At 66.6% G+C, this 16,559-nt stretch carries 14 protein-coding genes and 2 pseudogenes; 8 read left to right on the forward strand and 8 right to left on the reverse strand.

What is annotated here, in order from left to right:
- Positions 1–65: 65 nt before the first annotated feature.
- On the forward strand, positions 66–1,097 hold the full coding sequence (locus tag H7F38_RS14270; RefSeq protein ID WP_222618072.1) for an isopenicillin N synthase family oxygenase: 1,032 nt from the start codon (positions 66–68) through the stop codon (positions 1,095–1,097).
- Between the two features lie 42 nt (positions 1,098–1,139).
- On the opposite strand, the gene H7F38_RS14275 is transcribed toward H7F38_RS14270, so the two are convergent.
- Both H7F38_RS14275 and H7F38_RS14280 read right to left on the reverse strand, forming a co-directional pair.
- Positions 1,140–1,328, reverse strand: coding sequence for a hypothetical protein (locus H7F38_RS14275; protein ID WP_187090498.1), 189 nt, complete (start codon positions 1,326–1,328; stop codon positions 1,140–1,142).
- 181 nt (positions 1,329–1,509) lie between these two features.
- A pseudogene (locus tag H7F38_RS14280) lies at positions 1,510–1,689 on the reverse strand (recombinase family protein); the annotation flags it as partial.
- 211 nt (positions 1,690–1,900) lie between these two features.
- Between H7F38_RS14280 and H7F38_RS14285 the strand changes: the two are divergent.
- Positions 1,901–2,137, forward strand: a complete 237-nt coding sequence (locus H7F38_RS14285; RefSeq protein WP_187090499.1) for a hypothetical protein — start codon at positions 1,901–1,903, stop codon at positions 2,135–2,137.
- The gene (locus tag H7F38_RS14290; RefSeq protein WP_187090500.1) at positions 2,127–2,432 is read left to right on the forward strand and encodes a type II toxin-antitoxin system PemK/MazF family toxin; all 306 of its coding nucleotides are present in this window, start codon (positions 2,127–2,129) and stop codon (positions 2,430–2,432) included. Before H7F38_RS14285 ends, H7F38_RS14290 begins: the two co-directional genes overlap by 11 nt.
- A 505-nt stretch (positions 2,433–2,937) precedes the next feature.
- Here H7F38_RS14290 and H7F38_RS14295 read toward each other — a convergent pair.
- A pseudogene (locus tag H7F38_RS14295) lies at positions 2,938–3,759 on the reverse strand (IS1595 family transposase); the annotation flags it as partial.
- Between the two features lie 282 nt (positions 3,760–4,041).
- Here H7F38_RS14295 and H7F38_RS14300 point away from each other — a divergent pair.
- Positions 4,042–5,229: a site-specific integrase gene (locus tag H7F38_RS14300; protein ID WP_187090502.1), complete on the forward strand. Its 1,188-nt coding sequence runs from the start codon at positions 4,042–4,044 to the stop codon at positions 5,227–5,229.
- A complete protein-coding gene (locus H7F38_RS14305; protein ID WP_187090503.1) occupies positions 5,226–6,269 on the forward strand; it encodes a hypothetical protein in 1,044 nt (347 codons plus the stop codon). Before H7F38_RS14300 ends, H7F38_RS14305 begins: the two co-directional genes overlap by 4 nt.
- Before the next feature lie 259 nt (positions 6,270–6,528).
- Here H7F38_RS14305 and H7F38_RS14310 read toward each other — a convergent pair whose 3' ends face one another.
- From H7F38_RS14310 to H7F38_RS14320, 3 genes are all read right to left on the reverse strand, one after another.
- Positions 6,529–7,953, reverse strand: coding sequence for a S41 family peptidase (locus H7F38_RS14310; protein WP_187090504.1), 1,425 nt, complete (start codon positions 7,951–7,953; stop codon positions 6,529–6,531).
- Between the two features lie 196 nt (positions 7,954–8,149).
- Positions 8,150–9,409, reverse strand: a complete 1,260-nt coding sequence (locus H7F38_RS14315) for an MFS transporter (protein WP_370531252.1) — start codon at positions 9,407–9,409, stop codon at positions 8,150–8,152.
- Positions 9,410–9,644: 235 nt separating this feature from the next.
- Positions 9,645–10,124, reverse strand: coding sequence for a hypothetical protein (locus H7F38_RS14320; protein ID WP_187090506.1), 480 nt, complete (start codon positions 10,122–10,124; stop codon positions 9,645–9,647).
- Positions 10,125–10,278: 154 nt separating this feature from the next.
- On the opposite strand from H7F38_RS14320, the gene H7F38_RS14325 reads away from it, so the two are divergent.
- From H7F38_RS14325 to H7F38_RS14335, 3 genes are all read left to right on the forward strand, one after another.
- Positions 10,279–11,115: a class I SAM-dependent methyltransferase gene (locus tag H7F38_RS14325; RefSeq protein WP_187090507.1), complete on the forward strand. Its 837-nt coding sequence runs from the start codon at positions 10,279–10,281 to the stop codon at positions 11,113–11,115.
- Positions 11,116–11,332: 217 nt separating this feature from the next.
- On the forward strand, positions 11,333–12,712 hold the full coding sequence (locus H7F38_RS14330) for a serpin family protein (protein WP_187090508.1): 1,380 nt from the start codon (positions 11,333–11,335) through the stop codon (positions 12,710–12,712).
- Between the two features lie 567 nt (positions 12,713–13,279).
- Entirely contained in the window at positions 13,280–13,777 is a 498-nt protein-coding gene (locus H7F38_RS14335) for a hypothetical protein (RefSeq protein ID WP_187090509.1), read from the forward strand.
- A 1,007-nt stretch (positions 13,778–14,784) separates the two neighbouring features.
- Here H7F38_RS14335 and H7F38_RS14340 read toward each other — a convergent pair.
- Positions 14,785–15,174 carry a cold-shock protein gene (locus H7F38_RS14340; RefSeq protein ID WP_255497981.1) on the reverse strand — a complete coding sequence of 130 codons (390 nt, stop codon included), beginning with the start codon at positions 15,172–15,174 and terminating at the stop codon, positions 14,785–14,787.
- 19 nt (positions 15,175–15,193) lie between these two features.
- Positions 15,194–15,826: a hypothetical protein gene (locus H7F38_RS14345; RefSeq protein ID WP_187090510.1), complete on the reverse strand. Its 633-nt coding sequence runs from the start codon at positions 15,824–15,826 to the stop codon at positions 15,194–15,196.
- Positions 15,827–16,559: the final 733 nt, after the last annotated feature.

Here is a 16,559-nt window from a genome sequence, read left to right on the forward strand (position 1 = left end):
TCGCGCCGAAACGCCGTCCGGACCCGGCGCGATTCCCGGCCGGTTCCCGGCCTATCCTCGACCGGGTGAACGCCATTCCCACCCTGCGGCTGCAGGACGCCCGGCGAAGCGACGGCACCCTGGATCCCGATTTCCTGGAGCGGCTGCGCGTCGCCGCCCACCAGATCGGCTTCTTCCATCTGACCGATTACGGTGCCGGGCCCGGCCAGGTACAGGAATTGGTCGACGTCACCGCCAGATTCTTCGCGCTGCCGCCGGAGGCCCGCATCGCGCTGGACAACCGGACCTCGCCGCACTTCCGCGGCTACACGCGGCTCGGCCACGAGATCACCGCCGGTCGGCCCGACGCCAGGGAACAGCTCGACTTCGGCCCCGAACTCCCGGCGGTGGCTGCGGCGGACTGGGATACGCCGTACCGACTCCTGCAGGGGCCGAACCAGTGGCCGGACGAACTGCTACCGGAACTCCGGCCGACCGTCCAGGCCTGGACCGATCTGCTGACCGTCGTGGGAACGGAACTGACCCACGCCCTGGCGGCGTGCCTCGGCCTGCCCGAGCAGCATTTCGACGAAGCCTTTGGCGATCAGCCGCACTGGTTCGGCAAGTTGATCCGCTACGTGGGCCAGGAGACCGACGGTCCGGCCGCCCAGGGCGTCGGGCCGCACGCCGACTGGGGTTTCCTGACCTTGCTGCTCCAGGACTCGGTGGGCGGCCTGCAGGCCCGACCGCCCCGGGAGCAGGAGTGGATCGACGTGGCCCCGGTCGAGGGCGCGCTGGTGGTCAACGTCGGCGAGATGCTCGAGGTGGCGACGCACGGCTACCTGGTGGCAACGGTCCATCGGGTGTTGCCGTGCCGTCCCTCGGACACCCGTCAGTCGATCGGCTTCTTCTTCTCACCCCGACTGGAGGCGAAACTGCACCCCGTTCCGTTGACCCCGGAACTTGCGGCACACGCCCCGGGTGTCACGCAGGCCGCCGAGAACCCGCTGCTGCCCACGTTCGGTGACAACGCACTGAAGGGCTGGATCCGCTCGCACCCCGAGGTGGCCGCCCGGCACCATCCGGGGCTGGCTGCGCCGGCCCGGTCTTTCACCTGACAATCGGTTGATCTCGTGTATGCCTGGTCCGGACCAGGCGCGCTACAGCTCGGCAGCGTCGGACAGTCGCCGGCAGATCCCGATCAGGCGGGGGTTGCCGCAAGCGGGGAGGAGCGCGTCGTGGAAAGCGAGATGGGTGCCGGCACCCTCCTCGTTGCTGGCCGTCGGGTTGAGGAGGTCGATCGGCTCGCCGGCCCTGCGGTGGTGCGCAGCGAGAACCTCTGACTCCATCACACCGCCCGGGCGACCCGCAGGACGCCCGGCAGAAATCGTCTTCGGACCCGGCGCCGTCGCCACGCAGGGCGGGTCTCTGGGCGCCTGCGGTTACCGGGCGCGCCTCGGCCCGCCCGCCGATCACGATCAGCAGTTGTCCAGATGCCCCTGGGTTGTCCACGAATTCCCGCAGCTACTGGCGGCCAGCCGCCATCGGCTCCCGCAGACCCGGGCGGTCTCGGTTGGTGCCGGTCAATCCGTGATCGACGTAGACGCGGGCGGCAGCGACGCCTAGCGCGGCGAGTGCATCGCGTTGGGCGGCGGTGAGGTCCTGCTGGTCGGTGGAGCACCGGGCGTAGCCGACGATCAGCGCCGTCATGGCGCACCTCCCGTGATGGGCCGGGTCACCGCCGCGCGGCGACTCACGGCGGCAGCTGAAGCCGATGCGATCACCCCACTCCGAACGGCGCCATGCCGGAAGTGGATCGTCCACCGGTCCCCGATGCCGCCGCCGAAGTGGACATTCAAATGGTGTGCCGCCCTCGCTGGTTGCAGGAGCGCAAGCGGTCTACCGGGAGTAGACTAGCTCCATGGCCGACACCACCACCGTCAAGGTTCAGACCAGCACCCGCGACCTGATTCTCCAGGTCGGGGCTGCCCGCCGTCAGAGTGCCGATCAAGTCATCCTTGCCGCCCTGGAAGCAATGCAGCGCGATGAACGTCGCCGGGTGGCAGCCGCAGAAGCCCACGCGATCAAGGATGACCCAGACGACCTGGCCGAAATCCGGGCAATACAGCAGGACATGGCTGCTCTGCATGAGGGGTGAGATCTACCGACTGCAGGCGCGAGGGAAAGGACACGAGCAACAGGGCCGGCGGTACGCCGTCGTGCTTCAGCCGGACTGGCTCACGTTGAGGACCTGGATCGTTGCGTTCACCAGTACAAGGGCCCGCGAGACCAGCTTTCGGCCAACAGTGGTCATTGCTGATCGCCCGACTCTGGTCATGTGCGACCAGCTTGCGACCGTCGATCTCGACCGGCTCACCGAGCCGGTCGGCTTCCTGACCATCGACGAGATGCGGCGGGTCGACGAAGGTCTGGCGCTAGTTCTCGACCTCTAGTCAGACGTGTTCTCCAGCCCGAGAAGACCCACACGAGCTCCTCGATCGCCCGTCCCGAGAGGATCGTCAACAACGCCCTCAGCTGTAGTTGATCTTCGTTCCCGCAGGACGATCCGCCCACGGGATGTCGGCGATCTCGGCCATCGCCTGCCTCGGGGTACCGAACAGTCCTCAGGGAAAGCTTTGTTCGGCGGTCGCGCCAGACTGACAAAATGCGGTGACGGCCGGCTTCCGCCGAGATGGCTTCACCTCCTCGCGACGTATGCGTTGACGGGGAAATTCGCCAAACAAACTGACCGCGTGCAGATTTGGGGAAGAGCTGGGTCCCTCTTCGCGCTGGCACAACGACGTCGCTCGCCCGGTCAGAAGCGTCCTCCTGGCCTTGATATTTGTCAGCTACCTGACGAGAATCGAAAGGTAGCAGACAAAAAGGGAGAACACATGTACTGGGTAGCTGCTTGAGTAAAGTTCAGAACGGGACGTCCACTGCTGCAACAGGATTGCGCAGTTCAGCGAGCGGGTGTGGGTCTGTGTTCACGGCCTGCTGCAACAGTCGGTAGAACAAAAGCCCGCGACTCTTCGAGGTGCGTCGGTTGAACCGGAATGTGTATTCGTCCAGGTAGTAGGCCAGGTGCTCCTGGGAGACCGCGTAATGCAGGGTGCCGGTCAGCCAGCGTTTGAGCAGCGAGGCGACCATGTGGACGCCGGGGAGGTTGATGTGGGCGGGCTCGGCGCTGTCGGTCCCGACGAACGCGACGTGCTCGTAGCCGGCCGCGGTCAGCTTCTTCAGGTAGTTGGCGTCATCGGTTCTGACCGTTGATCCTTTGGCGATGACGCGGTCGGCGAAGCCGAGCATGCTGACCGATCGGGCTGTCTCGGCCAGCTCGATGCGGACCCTGCCCAGCTTGCGGCCGGGGATCGATTCCACTGCGATCATCGCCGCGGTGTGGTCCTTCACGCCGCCTGCGCGGCCGCGAGACTCGTTGCCGATGAACACTTCATCTAACTCCACCACACCGGAGAGCAACTCCCGCTCGGGGCGGACCATCGCCCGGCGTAGCTTCTGCAGCCACGCCCACGCTGTTTCGTAGGATCCGAAACCCAGCACCCGCTGCAGACCTTGCGCGGACATCCCGTTCTTCTGCGAGGTGATGAACCAGATCGCCGCGAACCACGTCGACAGCGGCGTCCGGAGCCGGTGGAAGATCGTGCCGGCGGTCACCGACGTCTGCCGGCCACACCTGGTGCACATCCATTTCGCCTTCGCCGTACGCCAACCGCCGGGCGCCCCGCACACCGGACACACAAACCCCTGGGGCCACCGCAGACTGTCACGTGACGGAAGCGGCCGTGAATGCAACAGACTCGTGCGCGTCCGCTGCGCTGCTGCGGGTCTGATTCGCCGAACCGAGTGCTCCAGCGCTTAAACACTCTGACTAGCATAATGTTCTATTATCCTAGGCAGCAAACATGCACAGTGCAGTGACTACCCCCACGACGGGGTAGATTCGTGCAACATCCGTTTTCGGCCGATCTGGACCTCGCCGACGGGTAGCGCTGCAGGTCAGCGGGTCATGCAATCGGCGGATGCGGTGGGAAGGCGGCAGTCGTGGAGGTAGCGGGGGAGCGGCGGGCCCTGGTCGCCAGCACCCGCCCGGCCGTCCTGCAGCTGCTGCCCGGGCCGGACCCGGAGTTACGTTCGGCGGACCTGGGGCGGGTGTGGGCGGCGGTGGATGCGTCTACGTCGGCGAACACGAAGGCCGCGTATCGCTCGGACTGGGGCCGCTTCCAACGCTGGTCCGATGACGCCGGGTACGCCGCGCTGCCGGCCACCGGGATGGTCGTCGCCGCCTACCTCACCGACGCCGCCGCGCAGCTACGGCCGGACGGTCGGCCGCAGTTCGGCGCCGCGACCCTGAGCCGGTGGGCGTCCTCGATCAACCAGATCCACACCGCCGGCGGGTTCGACCCGCCCGGCCGCACGGAGGTGGTCCGCCGCGCCCTGGCCGGGGTCCGCCGCACCCGCAAGACCCCGCCGAAACGGCGGAGCCCGTTGCTGCTGTCCGACGTCCGCCTCCTGCTGGCCGAACTGAGCCCGCAGTTCGGCGTGTGGCCGGCGGCGGTGGCCGCGCACCGCGACGCAGCGTTGTTGTTGATGGGGTTCACCGGGGCGCACCGTCGCAGTGAACTGGTCGGGCTCCGGGTTCAGGATGTGACGGTGCACCGCGCCGATGGGCTGCACGTGCGGTTGCGGTCCTCCAAGACCGACCAGGAGGGCGCCGGCACCATCCGGGCGCTGCCCTACGGGAGGGACCCGGCGACGTGCCCGCCCTGCGCGCTGATCCGCTGGCGCCGGATCCTGCTGGCCTACGACGCCGGGAAGCGGCCGGCCGCATTGACGGCCCTGCACCACCGCGGCCCCTCGACGGAGCATGTCTGCCGAGATGCCGACACCACCGCCGATCCTGCAGGGACCGATGATCCGTCGATGGGGGAGCGGTGGCTGTTCCCGACCGTCCACCGTGCCGGGCAACCCAGCCGCAAGGCGATGACCGGTGACGCGGTGGCGGCGATGATCAAGCGCCGCGCCGCCGCCGCCGGGTTCACCCCGGCCCAGGTCGACCTGCTCGGTGGGCATTCGCTGCGGTCCGGGTTCGTCACCGAAGCGTTCCGGGCCGGCGCGGATGCCCACTCGATCATGCGACAAACCGGCCACAAGGATCCGAAGATGCTCGAGGTCTACGCCCGGGAACACGCCCCCCTCGTCGGCAACGCCGTCACCAAGCTGAACCTATGACCGGACCACTCCGCAGCCCGGACATCTCCGCGGTCACCGGGAAGCCGCTATCGGCGGGTACCCGGGCCGGATACGCAGCGGACTGGTCGCTGTTCACCGACTGGTGCACCGCCACCAGTCACACCCCGCTCCCCGCCGACGCCGCGACCATCTCTGCGTTCGCCGCCGCGTGTCCGGCCGCGCCGGCCACCAGGCGGCGGCGGCTCACCGCGCTGCAGCACCACCACCGGATTCATGGATTCCAGCTCCCCGCCGACCACTCAGCGGCGCCCGCCGAGCCGACCCGGGCGCTGATCGACCCCGGCCAGGTCGAGTGGGCGATGCGGCTCCTACCGTCCACCGGGTGGATCGGTGGGCTGTTCGGGCGCCGCGACCGGGCCCTGCTCACCGTCGCCGCCCACACCGAGATCCCGTACCGGCAGATCGCCGCCCTGACCGTCGGCCAACTGCACCTCGCCGACGGCGCCGCGAGCATCACCGACCAGCACGGCGCGCAGCACCTGGTCGAGTCCGACGAGAGCCCGGTGCTGTGCGGGCCGTGCGCCCTGGTGCGGTGGCGCCGCCTGCTGGACATCACCGTCGCCAGGAAGACCCGGATGTCAGAATTCCTGGGCCACAAGGCCAAGGAGGTGACCGAGAGCAGCCACCACCCCTGCCGAGCACCCCAGCCCATCGACCCCAAAACGTTGCAGGTGTCACTGTTCCCACCGATCAACCAATGGGGACACCTTGCCGTGCAGATCCAGTCGCTGACCCCACGGTCGGTGTCCCGGCTGGCCCGGCAAGCCCAGACCGGCCTGGCCGCGCACCGGGCGGTCCCCGTCGACGAGTTCACCACCGCGCTCGACGGCCCCGCCCCGACCCCGGAAGCTCCAGCGCCGGCTGTTGCGGTGCCGCGCCCGGTGTGGGACTGGGCCGCCGCGAACCAGAAAAGGAACGCAGCCAAAGCCGCGCTCGCCCCGCTCACCGACATGCTCGATGACATCGACGCCCGGATCAACGAACTGGCCGCCCGGGCCCGACTCCTCGAGGATCAGTGACCGCGGCCACGCGGGCAAGCCCACCAGACACAAAGTCTCATGACAACTTCACCAGATGAGACCCACGCCCGCCTCGACACCCCGGGACACCGTCCCGTAGGACGCCCCCTCACCGGAATGGACACCGGGCGGCCCATACGGGAATGGCCTGGTCAGACAAGTGACCTGCCCGCGGTCGGCGGCCCTGGCGCCGGCTGACGTTCCGCTTACGGGTACGGCCACAGCTGGCTCGGGTGGGCCGCTGGGCTGTTGGCTGTCGTCAAGTTGACCGAGGTGGGACTTTGGCAATCCGTGAATTGATTGGTCCGTCGGTGGTCAGGCCGTTGAATTCGATGCAATGGCCGGCGCGGTCGTAGGTCAGGGCGGTACTGATCTTTAGGACCAGGTCGTCGAACAATGGGATTGTGCGTGGTCGACCGCTGCCGCCTCCCGTAGGTGGTCCAAGGATCGTGATGTGCTCAAGGCCTTGCAGTCCCAGGACGCAGTCTTCGGCTGCGCTGTAGGTCATCTCGTCGACGAGGATTGTGGTGCGGCCCGGCCAGCGGACTGCTGCTGATGGTTCGGCGTACAGCGGACGCGCTGCGGCGAGTGTTCCCGTTCCTGTGGTGAAACGGATCGAACCGAGCTGTGTGCGGGTGCGGAGGAACCTGTCGCGTAGCGCCCCTGCTACGAGCAGGGAACCGCCTGTGTTGCCACGCAGGTCCAGGGTCAGGTGGTTGGTGGTTGCAGCGCCGGTGAACAGGGCATCAAAGGCCCCGGTCAGGTCCAGGGCGCCGTTGAAGTTCGCGAGCGCGACGGTCAGATCACCGCGCGGTTCGTGCGTGACGTGCAGGGTCGCAGCCAGGGTGGGGGGTGCAGCGACCTCGGTCCAGGTGATTTCGCTGAAACCGGTCGCGCTGTGGGCGGTGAAAACCCGTTGGGCACCGGTGAACGCGAGAGCGCGCCGGGCCGCGACCTGTCGGTGGTGCTGTGGGGAGGCGCCGGTGGTGCGGAGGAACTCCTGCGGGTCGTCGACCTGGATGATCCATCCGGGTCGAGCTCCGGCACTTGCGGCTGCTGAGTCCGGTGGCACGGTGACCAGTGCGATTCCGCGCGCGGTCAGGACCCCTCGGTAGGGCGGGCTGAACCGGGCCGCGGTGGAGTGGACAGCGGTGTGGGCGTCGCCCAGCTCAGCGACCCACGTTGCGGCGAGCTTGGCGAACGAGTCGGGTTCCGCCGCGGCGAGGGCGGGGCGGTGCCGCGCCGTGATGTGTTGCCAGTTCAAGCCCCGGAGTTCGAAGGAGGGGTAGGTGTTCGCGATCTCGTCAGTGATGCGCTGGGCGGCTTCGGCCGTGGTGTGGGCGGCGGCTGATGTGACGCTCGACTTTTCGCACCAGGCCAGGGTGTGCAAGGCGTTCAAGGTGTCCATGAAGTCCTGCGAGGTCGTGGCGAACGATGTGAGCGTCCGGGTCGCCGCGTCCCAGGCCAGCGAGGGTCTGTCACCCTCGCTGGGTAGGCCGATGATCCAACGCGCCCCCGGCTGAGGCGTGGCCCCGTCTGCGAAGACGACCGGAGCGCCGAGAACGGCTTCGAATTCGAACCTTTCGGCTTTCAACAGCTCCATGTGTTCGCTGGCCAGCGGTCCGGCGAACAGGAGCGTAAACGGCTCGGCGCCACCTGAGGTGAGGAAACGCGGTGGCGACACACCGAAATGCTACGACGACCCCAGATTCGCCCGCTGCCCCACTATCCACGAGGGCTGACCCATGCTCCGCGCCGAGCCATCTGCTGCAGTAGTCGCCCCACGCGCCGCAATTTGGATCGGCCAGGTGTGTTCGGAATCAGCCACCCCGACCGGGCCAATGCGAATCCCTGGCACTCCGTGCCGAGCTACGTGAGTCTCAGTCGGTGGCGTTCAGGGAGCGGATGGCGGGCAGGTTGAACAGAAATGCGGCTAGGAAACCGCAGCCGGCAATGATCCACACCGCCGGGTAGCCAAGCCACATCGCGATGAACCCTCCTGCGGCCAGGCCCAGGGGTGTGATGGCACTGTAGGCGAGCCGGTTGACGGCGCCGACCCGGCCGAGAAGATCGCTGGGAATCGTTCTCTGCTGAAGAGAACGCACTGTCGCGTTGCAGGCGATCAGGGGTAGCCCCTGGACGAAGAACAGGACGCCCAGGACAACGGGGTTGCGCACCACACCGACCGGGATCAGCAGCATTCCGTACACGATGTAGGTGACGCACAGGGTCCGCACAGTGCCCATCCGTTTCACCAGAGGTCCGGTGAGTAGTCCACCGACGACGGCGCCGATGGTGGTGGCCCCCAGAAGCACCCCGAACCCCGCGGCATCGATGCCGAGATGTTCGCGGACGAACAGGACGAAGGTGGCTTCGGGCATCCACCCGAAGAAGCCGGCAACGGCAGGCAACACCACCAAGGCTCGGATCGGGCGGTGACTGCGGAGGTAGGTGAGGCCAGCGAACAGTTCCCGGCGACCGGTTCGGTGCGGTTCTGCAGACGTGTGGGCGCGGGTATCGGATCCGGCGACGAATGTCGCGATGGTGACTGCTGAGCCCAGGTAGGTTGCCGTGTTCACGGCGAACGGCAACCATCTGGCCAACCCAAAACTGATTGCGCCCAACGCCGGGCCCAATATTCCTGCGCCGGTTTGACCCACCACCGACAGCAGGCTGTTCGCGCGGGGCAGCTGCGTAGGGCTGACCAGGTTCGGTAGCAAGGCGTAAGCACTGACGCCGAAAACGAACTCGGCGCAGCCCAGCAGGACGGCTGCGCCGATCAGCATCCACAGGTGGATGTGTCCGGTCAGGACCAGGACGCTCAGCGCCAGCAGCACCGCGGCGCAGCTCAGGTCGCTGCCGACCATCAATCGGCCGCGGTGCGCGCGGTCGACCCAAGCCCCAACGGGTAGGGCCAGCACGATGCCCGGGACCACTGAGGCCAGTGCTGTGGTCGCCACCACCAGAGGATCGGTGGTCAACGTGCTCACCAACAGTGGGAACGCGGCGAGGTGAAATCCGACGCCGAGCTGCGAAAGCCCTTGAGCACACAGCAAGCGGGTGAAGGCCGGAGAAACGGGGCGGGGAAAACGGAAAGTCATGAGGTCGTCTCCAGGACAGCGGAAAGCTGCCGGGGGCATCACGCACTCACCGGCCGCGCTGGCAAAGACGAACCTGTTCGAAGTGACACGACACTAGCAGCGCGGGCCCAGTCAGTCCCGGTCCCGAGCTGTCACGACCGTGTTTGGTCAACCATCGTCCTCCGGTCCGCTCTGTCGGGGAGAAGGATTCCGGGATGGCCGCCCCTCTGGGCACGGCGTTGTTCCGTGGTGGAGGGTTGCCTGGTTGCGCCGTCGTTCGCGGCGGGCGGGGTGATCACCCCTGGGAGGCTGGTGACCAGTGGTCGTACTTGCCGGCAGCAGCTGCAATTTTTGCTCGCCGAGACCCAGCGGAGGTCAGTACCAGCGGTGCTGCGGCCGGGTGGCCGTCCCTCTCGATGATCCGCGACGATCCGTGATGAAAGACGACTTGCCCGTTGAGATGTTCGGCGACTGCCAGATCTGGGACCTCGTACACGCCGACCTGACCGCCTTGTTCGCGAAGTGGTCCAAAGTATTTGCCGAACCAGTCGCTCAGTGCGGTCCTGCTGTCACACCCGCACAGGTGGTGGTTTTCAAACGTCGAGGCCTTCAGCAGTGGGGTGTTCACCGGATGAGGCCTGGTGCGGATGTGCTCCGCCTCCAGGTAGGTCGCGAGCTCCTCACCCTCGGCCGTCAGCCACTTCGCCGAGTACGGACCAAGCCAACGGGTGCGCATGCTCGGCGGTTGCAGGAACTCCAGCCGAAATACCCGCATCGAACCCTCCTTGACCGCTGGTACATGTTCCGGGCCAGGGCCAGAGGATATGACCATTCGCTTGAGAAACAGTCATCGTCCGCACCGGTTTCGGGAACCGCGGCTGAGGGCTCTGGTACTCCGAGCCCGGGTGGTGGTCGTATCGTCGGCTCTCATGTTGCCCGCCAGCTCGCCCGTTCCTGCAGCTCAGCCTGTCCTTGACGCGAAAGAGTCCGCCAAGCAGGTGATGTTCGATCAGATGTGGACCCGGCTCCGGGCTGACCCTTTGCTCGAGGAGCTGAACGTCCAGGCCTACGGCGCCGACTACCCCTACGACGTGCAGTTTTTCAGCTCCTGCACCCGGACCACCCTGGATCTGACCTTGGCCGGTCTTCAGGTCACCCCCAGCAGCGTGCTGATCGATCTGGGTTGCGGCATGGGAGGACCCGGGCAGTGGATCGCCCGCGAAAGTGGCGCGTATCTGGTCGGGATCGATCTGAGCCAGGTGGCCGTCGAGGCGGCCGCAGCAGCCGCCACCAGCTATCTGCAGCCGGGGCAGTTCGACTACCGATGCGCGACGATCACCGCCACCGGCCACCCGGACAGCAGCGCAGACGGGTTGATGTCCATCGACGCACTGCCGATGGCCGCTGATCGGGCAGCCGCCCTGAAAGAAGTACGTCGGATACTCCGCCCGGGTGCCCGCGCCGTTTTCACTTGCGCGGAGTGGCACGGCGACGCGCCGCTGCCCCACCCCAGAATGGCCACCAAGTGGGCCCCGCTGATCGCCGAGGCAGGACTATTACTGGTCGACCAGTTCATCGACAACGGCAAGCAGGCCAGGCAGCTCCGTAAGTACGAGCTGTGGCTCGAACACCAAACTGAGCTGGAACAGCGCTTCGGACCGACCGGACGCAGCCTGATCGAAGAAGCCCGCATGGGACCTGGTCTGCTCACCCCGAACTACCGCGCGCTGCTGCTCACCGTTCAACGACCGGACATTGACCAGTAGCCCGGTGACGGATCGTTGTGCGGTGACCGCACGCTGACCGGGCGGTTGCTGGCCTTCTGACACAGTCCGCCGTGTCGTAACAGCTCTTGGACGATGTCGTCGGCTGATGGATAGGTCCAAGGTGCAACCGCCCGGCGTTCGGTTTACGTCTTCTATCCCAGACGATGGTCCTGGACGTGAACTGTGCGCAGTGTCTGGCGTTGAGCTGGAGGTTGATGTGCGTAGGCGAGAAGTGTTGCGGGCCGCTGGATGGGGTCTGCTGTCGGCGCTTCCGGTGGCCGGGTGCTCGGCCGGCGGCAGCGGCACGGCGGCGGTGAACCGTCCGCGGCCGGACACCTCCGCGTCCCATGAAACTGCAGCAGCCACGGCCGGAGTCCCGACCACGACTCGGCCGCTGACCACAACGCGGCCGGCCGCCGACGGCATCGGCGGCCGGCTACTCGAAGCCGATGTGCGGCGACAAACGCCCGTGGCAGCCGCAGCGGCAGCCAAACAGCTGTTGCCGGTCTCTGCCGCGCTCTACCGGACAGCCCTGCCCGGCGAGGGCAACGCGGTGCTGAGCCCGTATTCGATCGTGACGGCGCTTGGCATGCTCGCTCTCGGCGCCCGCGGCAGCACCGCGCAGCAGCTGGCGACTGTCCTCGGCGGTGACGCGCCGACGGTCGCACGGTGGCTCGGCGGCGTCGACGCCGCGCTCGCGCGGGCAGAAGTAGCCAGCACCCAGAACGCCTACGGCAGCGCACCGGTGCCGGCCGTCATCGAACCGGCCAACGCAGTGTTCGTCGGCTCCGACACCCCGGTCTATCCGGCCTACCTCCACGCCCTCGCGACCGGCTACGGCGCCGGCGTCCGCGAAGTCCACTTCAGCGCTGCCGCCGCGGCCCGAGCCGCCATCAACCAGTGGGTCGCTCAGCGCACCCACGGGCTGATTCCCGACCTGATTCCACCGGACTTCGTCAACGCCGACACCATCACCGTCCTGGTCAACGCCCTCTACCTCAGGGCCGCGTGGGCGAACCCCTTCGACCCAGGCACCGCCCCGATGCCGTTCACCACGCTGAGCGGCACGGTGTCCGTGCCGTTCATGACCCGCTCGGACAAGATGCTGTACGCCAGCGGCCCGAAGTGGCAAGCAACCTCGATCCCGCTATCGGCCATGCTGGCGATGACAGTCATCGTGCCCACGGCCGGTTCCTTCCGGCAGGTGTCGGCCGGGCTGGACGCCAAACTTCTCGCAGCTGCCACCAACGGTCAGGAACGTCAGGTGGAACTGGCCATGCCGGCCTTCACCACCGACGTACAGACGGACCTCGAGAAGCCGCTGACCGCAATGGGCCTCGGATCACTTTTCAACACCCCCGACCTGTCGGGGATCGCGCCCAACGCCTTGCGGATTTCCGGCGCCGTGCACCAGGCGCGCATCGCCGTCGACGACAAAGGCATCGAGGCAGCCGCCGCCACCGCCGTCGCCATCCCCATGTCCGGCGCCCTACCCGCCCCACCGCTAAGGCTCGACCGGCCATTCCTCTACCTCGTCCACGACGTGGACACCAGGACCCCACTGTTCCTCGGACGGGTCACCGACCCCACCCGCTGACGGACCGCCGACCGATCGGCAAGCGGTGACGGATCGGCTGGCGGTCGGCATCTTGAGTGGTCACCGATCAGTGGTAGGTGCTTGCGCCGGCCGTCGTCTGCTTCGCGACTGGATCGCCATGGCAAGCACCGTGGCGGCGAGACACACCCAAACAAGCCAGTCGGTGCCCCGGCGGGCAATGAAGTGCACGATGACTGTCCCTAGCGCGACAGCGACAAGGACGTACTGCAGTTTCCTGGCCCCCGTGGTTTTCATGCTTCGGAGCCTAGTGCCGCTCGCTGGCCGACAGCATGAGGTGGCAGAACCGAGAGCCGCAAGGCGAACGACGACTCGGTCACAGATCGGAAACCGGTCGGCGATCGTCAACGCGGACGAAGCAGTTGTTGACGGTGATGCGCGGTGCGATGCTGCCTGCATGTCCAGCGACGCGCAGGGCCAACCCGCGACTGGCCAAACCCCGGGCGAAGGCACCGGACCCGAACTCGTCGCCTGCGGAGAGCCCTGGGTTGACCCCTACACCGACGAAGTGCTGAGAGGATGCGCGCTCAAGGCCCACTGTCGGTGGCGGTGGGGAAGGTCAAAGATGCAGCAGGAAGCAGCTTCATCGAGAGCGCGATCGACACAACAAGCAACAGTGCCTCCGTCTACCTGCACGGGCCACGTGACGCCGCAATCGACAAGGTTGTGGACGAAGCTGCTGCTGCCGGTATCACCCTGCACATCGTCGATGCCCCGTTCAGCGCCGCTGAGTTGGACCGTAATCGCTCACGAATCATGGAACGGATGCAGGAACTGGGTATCAGCCGGATGGGGTTCGACCTAAACGGTGGCGGTTCGACAGTCAACTTCCGGAACACTGGCGATCTTCGGGCTGCGAGGCAGGCGCTGGCCGACTATGAGTACCGACTGGGCTTGGGCACCGTAGATGCCGGCGACTCGCCTGCGATCGCCGCCTTGTGTATGCACCACCCGGGTCGCCCGCCATCCGCATCAGCGACAAACTCAGCGACCCGCAGGACTGGTGACGCTGAGGCCTTCACCGACGCGCGGACAGTGGCGACCTGATCAGCGAAGCGCTAACTCGGTCGCCAACTGAGGAACCGACCCACAAGCTGGTGCTGAGTCAGTTGCCGATCGCCTACCGGTCGGCGCTGACCGGCGATGATCCGCGTTGGGCTTACGCATCACCTTCGCAAGGGACGTCTTCATGAAGTGACCGTGGTCGTTCTCGAGGCGCGCCCTGGACGAGGGAGGTTCGGCGCTTCAACGATGGTCACCTCGTTTCGCAGCTCCGACAGTTCGGGCCTGCATTGCAACAGTCCGGATGTGGCCCGCACGACGACACGGTTGGTTGGCACGTCTACCCCGATGAAGTGGATGTGGGCGCCGCACGCGGCGAGATGGCCGCGTCGATTCCTGACCACCGTCAACACGGGTAGTAGGTGCTTCATTGAAAACTGGACCGGTCGGAAAACGATCGGCGGGGTGCTGTGCCGAGGCGAAGCGTGAGCAAGAGCCGTTTCAAATTGATCACGCTGGTGGGAGTGAGAGACACGAAGTCCAGCAGGCACGATGTCCAACCCGGCATACCATGGGATGCCTCGCAACAGGGGATCGAGCTGTTGCGCGCGCTCCATAGCGAACCGATTGTCGGCACCTGGCCTTGAGTAGTCCGGCATGATGGAGTGCCCTCCATCAGCTCGACTGGTGATGCTCACATGGGTGGACGTGGCGCGGGCAGGCGGTGACCTGCGAAGTTCAACGGCCGAGGCCAAGAGTAAGCATGTACGACGCGGCGGTCCAGAAGGGCCGCCAAGAGCTGCATGTGACCGGTCGGCGATCCGCGCCTGGTCGCCGATCCTTCGCGTCCCGTCGCTGAGCGATCCTGCGCAGGTCGGCGGTCAGCAAGCGGAGGGGTCAGCCGCTGGAACGTCGTATCAACTGACGGTGCCGCCGGCGAGCGCGGGGCGATGGCTCGAGCCGACGGCACCTAACGGACGGCTGCGCGCCGAGGGGCGAGCCGACCAAGATCGAATGTACTGACGGCTCTCGCTCACCGGTCTGCGTTCGTCCTATGGAAGGTCGGGCGATCCTGTCGGACGGTGTCGGCGCGGGGTCACAGGCGTGTCGGGCGTGCCTGCCGGCGCGATGACCACGCGCGTACCCGAACGCCGTAAGACCGGCGCCGGACCCGACTCCAGACGCCGGGCTCTGGTTGCCCGGAAGTCAAAGCTGTCCTGCCGAGCAGGCTCGTAGTCGAAGTCGACGACATCGCCCGCGTCGAAGGCGCGGTAACCAACCGCTTCGATGTCGGAGCAGTGGATCCAGGCGTCTTTGCCGTCCGGTAGCTCCTCGCAGGTGATTGCGCCCCAGCCCTTCTCGGACTTGAAGAACTTAACTACTCCGCGCGCCATCGCCGCATTATCGCCCACCCCTGCCAGCGGACGATCGTTCATGGTCATCTTTGACCTGAAGGCTGGTTCACCAATATTGGGTGTAGGTGTCCGGTAGGCCGAGGAGTTTGACCAGTTGTGCGTGCAGCACGTTGTCCTCAAGGTCAGGGAAGGAACGAGACTTGGTGACGAACGAGGTTCCGGCGCAGCCGCCGTCGTGGACGGTGAGCGTGGTGGTGGTGCCGCCTCCGGTGAACTTCAACGTGTCGGTCATGCCGAAGGTGGCTAGACAGCCGTGAAGGCCGGTGTCGGTCCAGGGGTTCAAGGAGTTCACTGTCGCGCGGAGGGTGGCGGCGTCGGCGCCATGCAGGGTGCGTCGCACGGTCGGGGGCAGCTTCTCGGAGCTAGTGACTGCGGGGTCATGGATGAAAACGGTGACGTCGACGGTGTCGGCGGCCGGGTCGATGGTTTGGGCGGCGAGCCGTGTTGCGACCCAGTCGGCTTGTGCGGTGACGCGGATGTTGGTACCTGTGCTGGCCGGAGCCCAGTAGACGTTGACGGCTGAGTAGGTCCAGATCGCATCTGATCGCGGATCGGCGCTGAACTGCTCCAAGAAGCCGTCGCTTCCCCACGTGCCCGGGGTGTCGGGGTTGCCGCCGAGCAAGGACCAGCTTGCGGGTATGTGGCCGTTCAGCCAGGTGTGGAACTGGTCAGGTGTCATCGGAGACGCCCACCAGCCGGTGTGTTGGACGTAGGTCGGCGGCCGGCTGAACGAATCGTCCAGTTGGGGATCGGGTGAAGACTTGAGCTTGGTCGCCCCCGGAAAAGCAGGGGTTGCCGCGAAAGCTGTGTCGATGTGCCGAACCGTTGCCGCTTGGTGCGGATCCTCGAAAACCTTGCTGGAACGCGATGGTGTTGAGACGGTCGAGGAGACAGCGGTGTCCAATGAGCCTGGTGGACTGGCTGCGCAGCTGGCTAGCAGGCAGGCGACCGTAGCCAACCTCAACGCCTGTGCAGCCCTCATGGTCGGACCCCGATCTCCTCGTTGGACGAAGACGCCCCGAGGGATGACGTGAACGCTGAGCGATCCGGTTGCGCCGGACCCAAAAGCTTGGCAGTGATGGCAGGACGATGCTGCCCTATCGACGGACGTCAGCGCGCAGGTTGCGGGTTCCGGAATTGCCGGGTGGTCATGATGCGCTTAGCCCGCCGTCAGGGTCCTTTGCGTCCTGGCGCCAAGCGTGCTTGGCGATGGGTACGCCCAAACAGGGGCGAGGTGGTGATGTCGGTGATGAGGTCGCCGGCTGCCGACGATCAGGGTGGTGTCGCGTCGACGTCGGTGGCTACGCGCCAACTGCGATCCTTGGGTCAGAAGATGCTCGGTGACTGCGAGTAGAACCGATCGACGGTGACCCAGTCACCGATCGTCGACCAGTCAGCGTTCGGACCTTGAA

The organism is Nakamurella sp. PAMC28650 (assembly GCF_014303395.1).
Lineage (GTDB): Bacteria > Actinomycetota > Actinomycetes > Mycobacteriales > Nakamurellaceae > Nakamurella.

Bases quoted from the DNA above. Each gene is read 5' to 3' on its own strand.
- H7F38_RS14275 (WP_187090498.1), bottom strand. From the start codon at position 1,328: ATGGAGTCAGAGGTTCTCGCTGCGCACCACCGCAGGGCCGGCGAGCCG.
- H7F38_RS14285 (WP_187090499.1), top strand. From the start codon at position 1,901: ATGGCCGACACCACCACCGTCAAGGTTCAGACCAGCACCCGCGACCTG.
- H7F38_RS14290 (WP_187090500.1), top strand. From the start codon at position 2,127: ATGAGGGGTGAGATCTACCGACTGCAGGCGCGAGGGAAAGGACACGAG.
- H7F38_RS14305 (WP_187090503.1), top strand. From the start codon at position 5,226: ATGACCGGACCACTCCGCAGCCCGGACATCTCCGCGGTCACCGGGAAG.
- H7F38_RS14315 (WP_370531252.1), bottom strand. From the start codon at position 9,409: ATGCCCCCGGCAGCTTTCCGCTGTCCTGGAGACGACCTCATGACTTTC.
- H7F38_RS14320 (WP_187090506.1), bottom strand. From the start codon at position 10,124: ATGCGGGTATTTCGGCTGGAGTTCCTGCAACCGCCGAGCATGCGCACC.
- H7F38_RS14325 (WP_187090507.1), top strand. From the start codon at position 10,279: ATGTTGCCCGCCAGCTCGCCCGTTCCTGCAGCTCAGCCTGTCCTTGAC.
- H7F38_RS14340 (WP_255497981.1), bottom strand. From the start codon at position 15,174: ATGACCATGAACGATCGTCCGCTGGCAGGGGTGGGCGATAATGCGGCG.
- H7F38_RS14345 (WP_187090510.1), bottom strand. From the start codon at position 15,826: ATGACACCTGACCAGTTCCACACCTGGCTGAACGGCCACATACCCGCA.